The sequence below is a fragment of the Streptococcus anginosus genome, assembly GCF_001697145.1.
Classification (GTDB): Bacteria; Bacillota; Bacilli; order Lactobacillales; family Streptococcaceae; genus Streptococcus; species Streptococcus hominis.
The window spans coordinates 1,691,439-1,703,946 of the sequence record NZ_CP012719.1 but is presented as its reverse complement, the minus strand read 5'-3'; the positions used below and the strand labels follow the sequence as shown (position 1 = coordinate 1,703,946).

The window sequence follows — 12,508 nt, the reverse complement described above, 5'->3', positions numbered from 1 at the left end:
TCGGTGAGAGTGGGACAGAAATCAGTAGCTTCGTAGAAACTTGATTTCGTCATCCCACTCTCTTTTTTGCTTTCCGTTGACTTCCGTCTTTTTCCTTGCTACACTAGGGATAAGAGATTTTGTTGGAAATGGAAGTAATATGGCTACTATTTTAATCATCGAAGATAATAACGATATCCATGAAATTTTAAAAGATTTGTTTCAAGCTGAACATAGAGTCTATTCAGCTTATTCTGGAACGGAAGGACTGCTTGTTTTTGCGCAGCAGAAGATTGATTTGGTGCTGCTGGATATTATGTTGCCGGGAAAAAATGGTGATCAAGTCTTAGCAGAAATTCGCAAAAGCAGTCAGATTCCAGTGGTCATGCTGACAGCTTTGGGTGAGAAGCCGCTGGTTAGTCAGTATCTGTTGGACGGCGCGAATGATTACATCGTCAAACCGTTCGATCTGGACGAGCTTTTTGCGCGTGTGACAGTGCAGTTGCGTAACCACCTTTCACAAGAGCAAGCAACGGAAATTCAAGGGATAAAAAATATCCGTCTTTCACCAGATACATTTGAAGTGGTCAATGGCGAGAAGCGAGTTCGTTTGGGGAAGAAGGAGTATCAGATACTTCAAACCTTGCTTCGTCATCCGAAGAAAATTTACACAAAAGAAGAATTATTTGAATTGGTTTGGGGAGAACCCTACCTGCCGGGAGATAATACACTGAACACTCACCTTAGCAATCTTCGTAAAAAATTGGCCCAAGTAGATAATTCGGAAGAATATATCGAAACGATTTGGGGACTGGGTGTACGACTTAAGGAGGACTGAGAATGCTTGAATTTATACTAATTATGTTCATCGGTCTGCTTGGGTTCTTGCTCGTGCGTTATCATATTGCAGTCCGTAATCTTTCACAACAGATTCGTGAGAAACGGGAAACTGGTAGTCAGATACGCTTAACACCTCAATATCATGGTCAAACAATTATTGAGGTGGCAAATGAAGTGGAAAAACTCTTTCAAGAAGTAGAACAAACACGTTTTATTGCTCGCCAGGAGAAGAAAACTTTGGATATGGCTATTAGCAATATTGCTCACGATATTCGCACACCCTTGACCATCGCTAGCGGTTATACCCAACAGCTTATAAAGGAAAAAGAAGAAAATAAACAGCTGTTGAAAATTGCGACCAATCTGTCCGTTGTTTCCAATCGTTTGGAAGCGCTCATGGAATATCGTCGTCTTATGGAAGGGGCTGTTCGGCCGCAGTTTCGACAAATAGATATTTCCAAACTGGTTGCAAAGCAAATGCTTTCTTTTTATGATGCCTTTCAAAAGCAAGGAATTGAATTGCAAGTAAATTTGCAGGAGGGGTTAGTAATAAAGACAGATCCAGAAATTTTGGAGCGAATTGTCCAAAATATGCTAAGCAATGTCCTCAAGCATGGAAAGGAAACTGCCCAGCTATCTTTAATCCGAAAAGATGCGGCTATTCATTTAAGTGTAAAAAATATAGTCCGTCAGCCAATTCAGCATTTGGAAAAATTAACCAATCGCTTTTATTCTGAAAACCTCTCTAACACGGAAGAATCTTCTGGTTTAGGACTTTATATCACTCAACAACTAGTAGATATTCTTGGCGGTGATTTAACCATGAAAGCTAAAGGAAATTGGTTTGAATTACTTGTCCGTTTGTGAATATTTTATACAGAAAAACAGCTAATCTTTGACTAGCTGTTTTCTTTTGTTATAAATCTTTTCTTTTAAATACCTGTATACCACTAAATGTAAAAAGAAGTGTGATGAGAAGAGCGATGGTTATGGTTTTGAATACCATATCCTGTTTAGAAACCATGTCAAAATAGAATTGCATGTTCAAGTATTTCAACCAGTCAATATCTGGATAAAAGGCAGTTGGCAGACTTAGCAGGGAAACACCGATCAAATAAGTGAAAATAGCAGCTATAATAGAGTTGGTAGCATATAGTACGAAAGAAACAAGACTAACCCAAGCTAGGGTACAAATAAATTGAACCCCTATCGTAATGAGAAAATTAGAAAGAAAATGTTTGGGTGCGGTTCCCATACCATTGATGAGCGTAGCTGGAATAAATGAGGAATAGGTTAGAATCAATTGAAGTACGATGAGAGTTGCCAGAACAAGGAATTTAGATAAATAGAATTCTGCCCGTGAAATACCACTAGTAATAGAATTTTTATATAATTTCTGAGTGAGATCAATTCCAATCAATAAAACAACAAGGATAATAGTAAAGATAATGGTATTACTAAGATTATCAGAGGTTTTAGTGATAGCCTCAAAGCCAGTCCAGCCTCCGTTATCACCCAGTTTTTCAAAAGCTTTTGTATCTGTATGAACTCCGATACTTCCCACAACACCGTAGAGCACACCTAATAAGAGTGTGGTGATAAAAAGGATTTCTGTAATCCAAAAACCTTTTGAACGGAAAAGACGATAAAAGTCTGCTTGAATAATATGAATCATGATAAACCTCCCTCTATTCTACTAGATCTGTAAAGTATTTTTCTAAATCTTGACGAGCATAGTAGATTTCATTGATAGCAATATTCGCCTTTCCTAGCTCTTGAATAATCTTGTTGATTTCGTGCGAGTGAGTGAAAATATGCAGCTCGTCTGTTGCATTTACAACTTTGAGGCGGTAGCCTAGTTGATCGTGAAGAATTTTGCTTGCTTCAGCAAGATTATTTGTTTTCAAAACGATATAATCTTCATTATCTTCTTCAAATTCTACTTTCGTAATTTCTTTGATGAGATGACCATTTTCGATGATGCCGAATTTTGTAGAGACCAAGTATAGCTCGCTTAAAATATGACTGGAGATGATGAAGGTCATATTTAATTCTTTATTGAGGCGTTGCACCAACTGGCGGAATTCTTTGATTCCGACAGGGTCAAGCCCGTTAATCGGTTCATCCAAAATCATCAAATCTGGTTTTGACAGAAGAGCAATAGCAATGCCCAAGCGCTGTTTCATGCCAAGAGAAAAGTCTCGGAATTTTTTCTTGCCAGTATTGGTTAGTCCGACGTAAGAGAGAGTTTCTCGGATAACCTTATCCGCATTTGGGATATGCCGTATCTTGCAGCAATAGTTTAAGTTTTCATAGGCCGTCAAGTGATTGTAAGCAGCGGGTGCTTCAATGACAGAACCGACTCGCTTGAGAGCGTGCGTCCATTCGGATTTATTAGAAGAACCAAAGAGAGCAATCGTACCGCTATTGGGCTGAATCAGCTGGGTAATCACTTTGATAAGCGTTGTCTTACCGGCTCCATTTTTCCCAATCAGCCCGTAAATTTCTCCTTGCTTCACAGTGAGACTGACATCATCCAAAGCGAGTTGTTGTCCAAATCTCTTGCTGATGTGTTTCACATTTACAACAGTTTCCATAACGTGACCTCCATTTTTTCTATCGTAGAGTTTCCCTCTTTTCACTATTTAGTATACAAAATGCTTGTCAAATAAGTCTCAAGCAATTCTCAAATATTTCTAAAATTTAAAAAATCTGAGAAAACCTCAGATTTCACAATTTTGTAGGATAAATCTTTCAATCATAGCGGCCATTTCTTGAGGGTGGTCTGTGTTAAGTGTATGATTTCCACCTGAAAGTGTCACAAAATCTGCTTGTGGTAAAGCTGCAGCTAATTTTTTAGAGGAAGGCAGGTTAGGCCAATCTTTGCTGCCACAGATGATGAGGCTGGGAAGTTGTATTGCACTTAGTTGACTTGATAAATCTAAATTTTTCAAGTCTTTTAACAGGCCAACAAAAGATTTTTTATGAAGCCCCTCTTTTTTGAATAGGGAGTCTGGTAGGCAAGAGAAGATAAGCAGCTGGAGTTTATAGAGTAGATTGGAGCTTAGTTTATATTGAGTTCCTGATAAAACGAGTGCTTGGAGCTGAGGGAATTGTTGCCCCACCTTTAAGGCAAGAGTTCCACCGAGAGACAATCCAACTAGAACAAATGGTTCGTTAATGGCTTGAAGTTCCTGACAAAGGTGTTGTTCTAGCTGAGAGACTGTAATGATGTTGTTATTTGTGTAAAAGAGGTCTAAAGCCTCGGTGTCATATTGTGGCAGAAGTTCACGGACTTTATCCCAAGAGTGTTTATCCTGTCCAAGACCGTGTAAAAAAATGATTTTCATGAGTGACTCCTTTTTATTTTCAACAAAAGAGATGGGAACGATTGTAAGAGTAAACCTATTAAAATCTATCATAAATTGGATTACTTGATATCATTATAGCATAAAGACGGTGCTTGTGTTGCGATAGAATTAGACGATGACCTACTTTAAGTGGATAAAAAGACCTTCTAAAAAATAAAATTGATCGCAGTGTTTTTGTATCAAATTCCTACTTTGGGATAAAAAGGGTTAGATTGATAAGGAGGAAAATCAAGAAGCAAGCAAGGGTGGTACTTTTTGGTGTTTCCAAATGTCGGTAATAGCTTCGCTTGATAGTCTCATCAAATCCGTGGGCGTACATAGCTTCTACATAGGAATCACGCCAGTTAAAAGCGATAAAAATTGCTTTGATATAAAAGATTGGTGACCAGAAATGCAAGGTTTTACCCCGCAAGAGACTAGCTTCGCGAACAGCTTGGATTTCTTTTTGAATAACTGGAATAGCGTTTAAGACAACGAGCAGCCCGTAAGTAAAGTGACTTGGAAATCCCTTCTGATGCCAGTAGCGCAAGAGTTGATTGAGATTGACGCCGTATAAAAAGGTCATTCCCAGAGCCGCTAAAGCAAAGGAACGTGTAAACAGAACGCTTGCTTGACTTTTATCGCCGTGAAGCTGGATAGCCCAGAAATTTGCCAATGCCGGAAGCAACGGCAGAAGGAACACCCAGAGAATGCCCCACCATTTCCTAAGGTAAGTAAGGTAGATAAGTGCCCCTACGACAACAGCGCAGTTGAGCCATGTTGAGCGGACAAAGGAAATTTCTAGCGTCAATACAATGAGAAGGAGCAAGAGTGCTAGGACATTTGTTTCTTCTTTTTTCATAGCGCTCTCCTTTCTATCAGTCCGTGAGATGTCAGCTCTACCAAGTAATCGCTAATGCCGTCCAAGGGTTCTAAGCGATGAGAAATAATAATAAAGCTCTGTTGTGCAGCTTTTTCTCTGATCCAATTAGCAAAAAAAACACAGGCTTTTTTATCTAAACCAGTAAAGGGCTCATCCATGAGTATGACAGGAGTTTCTAAGGTCAAGATAGCCAATAATTGAATGATTTTTTTTTGCCCACCACTCAAGTGGAAAAGACTAGAATCCATTTTCCTGTCTAAACCAAACAAAGTTAAGGCCTCTTGTGTCTTTGCTTGGTTTTCGCTGGAAAGAGAGGGAAGGTTTAATTCCTCTGCGGGTGTCGTCCGAATGAATTGCTTTTCAGCATCTTGAACAACGGCAGTAATATGGCGATACAATTGCTTGTTCTTCTTAATTTTTCGGCCCTGATAACTCATATTGCCTTTGTACTTTTGCAATTGCAAAATGGCACGAAAAAGAGTTGATTTACCGGCACCGTTAGACCCGATGAGAGTCGTAACACCTTGCTGAAAAGTAAAATCCTCAATCGTAAAAAGTATTTTTGAGTCAAATTGACAGGAAACATGTTGCAGCTGTAAGAAAGGGCTTCGCTGAGTATGTTCGCATACCAACTGATAGCTTGGAGGAGCCTTTTTTAAAAGAGCTACATCTCGTTCAAAAAGTTCGCCATTTTTTAACTCAACAAGGTGGTCAACGCAGTCAGCATAGAGACTGCGGTCGTGGTCGCACAGAATCACCGTTTTCCCCATTTTTGTCAAATCAGCTAACAGATGAATCAAGCGCTTGCGTGCTTCTTGATCAACAGAAGCAAAGGGCTCGTCCAATAGAATAATCTGCGAATCCATAGCCAACAGAACCGCCAGAGAGACTTGTTGTTTTTCTCCGCCAGATAAGGTTAGAAAATTACGATGGAGCAGGTGTTCTACTTTCCCAAGAGTGATAGCATGCTTGATTTTTGCATCAATCTGTTCAGCAGGCGTTTGGAGATTTTCCAAAGTAAAAATCAATTCCTCATAAAGGGTTGTCATGGTGAATTGACGGCTTGGATTTTGAAACATCATACTGAGGTAGGTGACTCGTTCATGAATAGGTAAATGAGATAATAGTGTATCACCTAGTTTGACCTCTCCAGAGAAGTCTAGTTCGTTGAAATTCGTTAAAATCCGAAAAAGGGTTGATTTGCCAGCACCGGTATCACCAATCAAGAGCGTCATTTTTCCTGTTTCAAAGGCGAAGGTTAAATCTTTAAAGACATCTCTAAAATAAATGTGCTCTAATGTTAGTTTCATCTTATTTACCAGCAGCTTGGTTAATCTTGTCGTAAAGATTCATAATGATTTTGACTAGAACGGCGCAGAAAAAGAATACAGAGAAGAAGCGAACAATAAGCAATGCTAAGACAAAACCGGGTTTGAAAGCGTAGTAACCAATTTTGAAATATTCATAGGTAAAGCTCAAAAGAGTCGTACCAATGGCGCTATAAGTCAGCGATAGCCAATCATAGCATTTGTATCGCGTCGCTGCAAAACCAAGCTCACTACCAAAACCTTGAATGAGCCCAGAAATCAACGTGCTCATGCCAAATTGGCTGCCATATAGTATCTCTGCGAGGGCTGCAAGCACTTCTCCAATCGTGGCGCTACCAGCTTTGTGAATGAGCATAGCTGACATAGGAGCTGCCATACACCAAAGACCAAACAAGACTTCATTGGCGAAAGGCTCCAAACCTGCTGGTGCTAAAATAGCTGTCAAAATGTTGTAAAGAAAACCTGAACCGACAAAAATCCCACCGAAAAGAATAGCTAAAAGAGCTAAGAGGATAACATCTCGTAAACTCCATTTTTCAAACATAAAAAAAACTCCTTCTAACAGAGCAGATGAGGAGTTTTGGCACGACAAAATAAAATCTAATCACATAAATGATTAGAACGGTTTGGTCTTTCTTATACATTTCCCTGCGGCAGCATTAACTGCATCAGGTTCCATGGGTATAATCTCAGCCTCGGCACCCCAAATGTTCTTTGCTTTTTATTATGTTGCTATTCTAACATCTATTTTTTAAAATAGCAAGCAAAGGATTTCCAAAAATTTTAATGTATGCGACTACCATAGCTTTAAATTATATCAAATCATAAAATGTTAAACGACACGCGATGAAATCAATGTTAAATATATATTTGGAATCTTGTTATAGTTAAAAACTATAACAAGATTCCTAGAAATTCCAATTATACAGAGCTTAGATTTTCTGTTAAGATAGTGTCAACAAGAAATTTTGGAGGATGACTATGTCAACTACGATTATTGGCTTCCCGCGTTTGGGAGAATTCCGCGAATTAAAATTCACAACTGAAAAATACTTTAGGAATGAAATTTCAGCTCAGGAACTCCTGGCTGCTGCCAAGGAGCTGCGCGCCAAGCACTGGAATATCGTCAAAGAGCACGGGATTACAGAAGTACCGTCCAACGATTTTTCTCACTATGATAACGTTTTGGATGCTGCCTTCCTCTTTAACGTAGTGCCGTCCTCTGTTCAGGGCCTGGATCTGTCTGATTTGGAGCGTTATTTTGCCCTGGCCCGCGGCTATCAAGGAGAAAAAGGGGACGTACGTGCCCTGCCCATGAAAAAATGGTTTAACACCAACTACCACTACATTGTGCCTAAGTTTGAAAAGGATACTCAGGTTAAATTGTCCGGCAGCAAGATCTTTTATGAATTTGCGGAAGCCAAGGAACTGGGCCTGGATACCCGTCCGGTCCTGGTAGGTCCCTTTACCCTTCTGCAGCTGTCCGACTTTGAAGAAGGGGTAGAGGCTGCCCAGTTTGTGGCTGCCATGGCCAAGGCCTATCAGGAAGTCTTTGCCAAATTGGCCGACCTAGGAGCTGAGCGCATCCAGCTGGATGAGCCAAGCCTGGTCAAGGACCTGTCCGCCGAAGAGAGGGTCCTCTTCCTTGATCTCTACAGGAAAATCCTGGCTGACAAGAAGGGACTGGAAGTCCTGATTCAGACCTATTTCGGCGATGTTCGGGATATCTACTCTGATTTGATCGAACTGCCGGTAGACGCTATCGGTCTGGACTTCGTCGAAGGCAAGAAAACCTTGGAGCTGGTCAAGTCCGGCTTCCCGGCCGACAAGACCCTCTATGTCGGGATTGTCAACGGTAAGAATATCTGGTGCAATAATTATGAAAAGAGCCTGGCTGTCCTGAAGCAGATTCCGGCTGAAAAGCTTGTGCTGACCAGCTCTTGCTCCCTCCTGCATGTACCTTTCACCACAGCCAATGAAGACTTTGAAGAAGCCATCCTCAAGCACTTTGCCTTTGCGGCTGAGAAGTTGAATGAGCTTCGGGACCTAGATGCCATCCGCAATGGTGGCGGAGCAGAAGCCCTGGCTGCCAATAAGGAACTCTTTGCGACAGAGCGTGTCGGTCAAAATGCTGAATTGGCAACTCGTATCGCTGGATTGACAGATGCAGACTATACTCGTCTGCCGACCTTCGCAGAACGCGAAGCCATTCAGAAAGAAGCCTTCAAACTGCCGGCCCTTCCGACGACAACCATCGGTTCCTTCCCTCAGACCAAGGAAGTTCGGGCCAAGCGCCTGGCCTTCCGCAAGGGAGAACTGTCCCAGGAAGACTATGACAAGTTCCTGGCTGAGCAGATCGACGAATGGATCAAGTGGCAGGAAGAAGTTGGTTTTGATGTTCTGGTTCACGGGGAATTCGAGCGCAATGACATGGTAGAATACTTCGGTCAAAACCTGTCCGGCTACCTCTTCTCCAAGAACGGCTGGGTGCAATCCTACGGTATGCGTGGGGTGAAACCGCCGATTATCTGGGGAGATGTAACCCGCCTCAACCCGATTACTGTTAAATGGTCCAGCTATGCTCAAAGCCGGACCGATAAGCCGGTTAAGGGAATGCTGACGGGACCTGTAACTATCCTCAACTGGTCCTTCCCACGGGAAGATATTTCCATCAAGGACTCTACCCTGCAGATTGCCCTGGCCATCAAGGATGAAGTTCTGGACCTGGAAGCTGCCGGCGTTAAGATTATCCAAATCGATGAAGCTGCCCTGCGTGAAAAGCTGCCGCTCCGTCGTAGCGACTGGTATGAAGACTATCTGGACTGGGCTATTCCGGCCTTCCGTCTGGTCCACTCTACCGTAGCACCGAATACCCAGATCCATACCCACATGTGCTACTCAGAGTTTACCGATATCATCCCGGCCATTGACAACATGGATGCGGATGTCATCTCTTTTGAGGCCAGCCGCTCCAATCTGAAAATCCTGGATGAGCTCAAGGCCAAGAACTTCCAGACAGAAGTGGGACCTGGAGTTTACGATATCCACTCTCCTCGTGTACCAAATGAAGAGGAAATCGACCACACCATCGAAGCCATCCTGACCAAGGTGCCGAACTGCAAGCTCTGGATCAATCCTGACTGCGGTCTGAAAACGCGTGGCATTACTGAAACCAAGGCCAGTCTGGTCCGCCTGGTAGAGGCAGCCAAGGCAGCGCGTGAAAAACTTTAATCAAAAAATAAGAGCTGACAGAAGGGCGGACCTGAACCTGCCCTTGCTGTCTTATACTCTTCGAAAATCAACATGATACTTTGCCAGTTTCAACAGTCCAGTGGACTGTTGAAAGTTGCGGATAAAGGGAATGCAGTTCCTGTCAAAAACTGTCTGGGAGACTGTGAGAGGTTGCAAATAAAGAAAGCGAAGCTTTTCTCTTATGTAACTCCAGTACTTTTGATGCAAACTAGGTTTGCTTTATCTGCAACCTCAAACTCTTTCCCAAAGAGTTTGACCGACTCGCTTTCGCGTCTAATTTTGATTTTCATTGAGTATTAGCAAAGGAATTGTAAAACATGTCTATCCAAAGCCCGTCTCTCTCTTTTGAAGTATTTCCTCCCAATCCAGCAGTAGGCAATGAAAAGATTATGGCGGCCCTGAAGGAAATGCAGGATCTGGTGCCTCATTTCATCAGTGTTACAGCGAGTAATAATAAGTTCAATATTGAAGAAACGACGGTGCGTCTGGCGGACTTTATCCGCAATGACCTGCACATCCCGACCATTGCTCACCTGCCTGCGGTTTATCTGACTAAGGAAATGGTTACAGAAACTCTGACAGCACTTGATAAGGTAGGTGTTCATAAAGTATTGGCACTCAGAGGGGATATCCTCCCTGATGTGGAGCCCCAAAAGGATTTCGTCTATGCAACAGATTTGATTGAGTATATTAAGAAAGAAGCTCCTCACTTTGAGATTGTGGGGGCCTGCTATCCGGAAGGTCATCCGGACTCGCCCAATCAAATCTCAGATATCCAAAATCTCAAAAAGAAGGTGGATGCCGGCTGTTCCAGCCTTTTAACACAGCTTTTCTTTGATAATGAGAGCTTTTACGATTTTCAAGATAAATGTATCTTAGCAGGGATTGAAGTGCCCATCCATGCAGGGATTATGCCGATTTTAAACAGAAATCAGGTTCTTCGTTTGCTCAAAACCTGTGAAAACATTTATTTACCACGAAAATTTTGCTCTATTCTAGATAAATATGAACACGATCCAGAGTCGCTCAGAGCAGCAGGATTAGCTTATGCGATTGACCAAATTGTTGACTTAGTCACTCAAGATGTGGCAGGCGTTCATTTATATACGATGAACAATTCCGATACTGCTCATCGAATTTATCAAGCGACGCATACATTTTTTAATAAGTAAGCATGTCCTGACTTGTTTTGGGAACAGGATGTTCTGACCTTTGTTGTTCTGCAGTTGCAGCTAGAAACTTTGAAAGAGTGCTGAAAATGCGCTCTTTTTGGTTTTCTGATAGATAGGAAATATTAAATAATGAAAGAATAGTATCATTATCTCTGACTATTCTACAAGAAAAGGGTTTCAAAAAAAGAGTATAATAGAAGTAATCAAAGAATGAGGTGAATGAAATGACAGAAAAAAGGTTTCCGAAGGGCTTTTTATGGGGTGGTGCGACTGCTGCCAATCAGTATGAAGGTGGCTGAAATTTAGGTGGGCGTGGTCCGGCTACATCTGGTACAGCTAAAGCAGTGCGACCTGAAGAACGTCAAAATTTAGAAGGTTTCTCTGCGCCCATGACCAAAGCAAAAGTAGAAGCTGCTCTTAATGACAAGGAAGGACTCTACCCTAAGCGCTGGGGCTCTGACTTTTATCATCATTACAAGGAAGATATTGCTCTTTTCGCGGAAATGGGCTTTAAAACCTTCCGCCTCTCTATCGCTTGGAGTCGAATTTTTCCCAAGGGAGATGAAACCCAGCCTAATGAAGAAGGCTTGGCTTTCTATGACGCAGTTTTTGATGAACTCAATAAATATGGCATTGAACCTTTGGTGACGTTATCACACTATGAGACACCGATTCATTTGGCATTAGAGTACGGTGGCTGGAAGGATCGCCGAGTTATTGGCTTTTTCGAGTGCTATGTGTGGACAGTTTTTGAACGTTATAAAAATAAGGTGAAATATTGGCTGACATTTAATGAAATCAATATTATGGGCATTTCTGGCTATGTTAGCGGCGGACTGCTTTTTGAAGACAGGAAACAAAATTTCCAAGACTTGTATCAAGCAGCACATCACCAGTTTGTAGCTAGCAGTTTAGCAGTCAAAGCAGCGCGAGAAATCAACCCAGACTTCAAAGTCGGTATGATGCTTGCTCGTATGCAAGCTTATGCGGCTACCTGCAATCCTTTGGATGTCATGGAGGAGATTCAGAAAGACCATGAAAATCTTTTCTTCTCGGATGTACAAGTCAGAGGGAAATACCCAAGTTATGCTCAACGCTTTTTCAAACAAAATGGCATTGAATTGCAGATAGAAGATGGTGACTTAGAGCTTTTGGCGCAATACCCAGTTGATTTCATGTCCTTTAGTTATTATATGTCCTCTGTGGTACGCGCTCAAGAGGAAGCATCTGGTGAAAAGACTGCTGGTAATTTTTCAATGGGTGAAAAAATCCTTATCTAGAAGCCTCTGATTGGGGTTGGCAAATTGACCCGGTGGGTCTGCGCATTACCCTTAATAAGCTCTATGACCGCTATCAAGTGCTACTTTTCATCGTGGAAAATGGTCTGGGAGCGTTGGATAAGGTAGAAGCAGATGGTGCTATTCATGACAACTATCGAATCGATTATCTCAAGGCGCATATTAAGCAAATGTACGAAGCGATTGAGGACGGAGTGGAGCTTATGGGTTACACGCCTTGGGGCTGTATTGACTTGGTTTCTGCTTCCACTTCTGAGATGAGCAAGCGCTATGGATTTATCTATGTGGATGCAGATGATGAAGGAAATGGAAGTTATGACCGCTCCCGCAAGGATTCCTTCTTCTGGTACCAGAAAGTGATTGAAACAGACGGGGCAGCAGCCTTAGAAGAATAGAAAGGTCAACA

At 42.0% G+C, this 12,508-nt stretch carries 10 protein-coding genes, 1 pseudogene and 1 riboswitch; of the genes and pseudogenes, 5 read left to right on the top strand and 6 right to left on the bottom strand.

Annotation, left to right across the window (positions count from 1 at the left end):
• Window positions 1–139 precede the first annotated feature (139 nt).
• Window positions 140–817: a response regulator transcription factor gene (locus SanJ4206_RS08295; RefSeq protein WP_004224516.1), complete on the top strand. Its 678-nt coding sequence runs from the start codon at window positions 140–142 to the stop codon at window positions 815–817.
• Window positions 818–819: 2 nt separating this feature from the next.
• The gene (locus SanJ4206_RS08290; protein ID WP_004224521.1) at window positions 820–1,686 is read left to right on the top strand and encodes a sensor histidine kinase; all 867 of its coding nucleotides are present in this window, start codon (window positions 820–822) and stop codon (window positions 1,684–1,686) included.
• A gap of 49 nt (window positions 1,687–1,735) precedes the next feature.
• On the opposite strand, the gene SanJ4206_RS08285 is transcribed toward SanJ4206_RS08290, so the two are convergent.
• From SanJ4206_RS08285 to SanJ4206_RS08260, 6 genes are all read right to left on the bottom strand, one after another.
• Entirely contained in the window at window positions 1,736–2,494 is a 759-nt protein-coding gene (locus tag SanJ4206_RS08285; protein WP_157622111.1) for an ABC transporter permease, read from the bottom strand.
• 13 nt (window positions 2,495–2,507) lie between these two features.
• Window positions 2,508–3,416 (bottom strand): ATP-binding cassette domain-containing protein, encoded by a 909-nt coding sequence (locus SanJ4206_RS08280; protein WP_157622109.1) that lies wholly within the window; start codon window positions 3,414–3,416, stop codon window positions 2,508–2,510.
• A gap of 126 nt (window positions 3,417–3,542) precedes the next feature.
• Window positions 3,543–4,169 carry an alpha/beta fold hydrolase gene (locus SanJ4206_RS08275; RefSeq protein WP_049533355.1) on the bottom strand — a complete coding sequence of 209 codons (627 nt, stop codon included), beginning with the start codon at window positions 4,167–4,169 and terminating at the stop codon, window positions 3,543–3,545.
• A 208-nt stretch (window positions 4,170–4,377) separates the two neighbouring features.
• Window positions 4,378–5,031: an energy-coupling factor transporter transmembrane component T gene (locus SanJ4206_RS08270; RefSeq protein ID WP_004224528.1), complete on the bottom strand. Its 654-nt coding sequence runs from the start codon at window positions 5,029–5,031 to the stop codon at window positions 4,378–4,380.
• A complete protein-coding gene (locus tag SanJ4206_RS08265; protein ID WP_004224529.1) occupies window positions 5,028–6,362 on the bottom strand; it encodes an ATP-binding cassette domain-containing protein in 1,335 nt (444 codons plus the stop codon). Before SanJ4206_RS08265 ends, SanJ4206_RS08270 begins: the two co-directional genes overlap by 4 nt.
• A 1-nt stretch (window position 6,363) precedes the next feature.
• Entirely contained in the window at window positions 6,364–6,924 is a 561-nt protein-coding gene (locus tag SanJ4206_RS08260) for an ECF transporter S component (protein WP_004224531.1), read from the bottom strand.
• Between the two features lie 84 nt (window positions 6,925–7,008).
• A riboswitch (TPP riboswitch) is annotated at window positions 7,009–7,096 on the bottom strand.
• Between the two features lie 265 nt (window positions 7,097–7,361).
• Here SanJ4206_RS08260 and metE point away from each other — a divergent pair.
• The 3 genes and pseudogenes from metE (at window position 7,362) to SanJ4206_RS08245 (ending at window position 12,497) form a co-directional block, all read left to right on the top strand.
• Window positions 7,362–9,611, top strand: a complete 2,250-nt coding sequence (gene metE, locus SanJ4206_RS08255; RefSeq protein ID WP_022525326.1) for a 5-methyltetrahydropteroyltriglutamate--homocysteine S-methyltransferase — start codon at window positions 7,362–7,364, stop codon at window positions 9,609–9,611.
• Between the two features lie 338 nt (window positions 9,612–9,949).
• Window positions 9,950–10,804 (top strand): methylenetetrahydrofolate reductase [NAD(P)H], encoded by an 855-nt coding sequence (metF, locus tag SanJ4206_RS08250; RefSeq protein ID WP_004224536.1) that lies wholly within the window; start codon window positions 9,950–9,952, stop codon window positions 10,802–10,804.
• Window positions 10,805–11,028: 224 nt separating this feature from the next.
• Window positions 11,029–12,497: pseudogene (locus SanJ4206_RS08245) on the top strand (glycoside hydrolase family 1 protein).
• Window positions 12,498–12,508 lie beyond the last annotated feature (11 nt).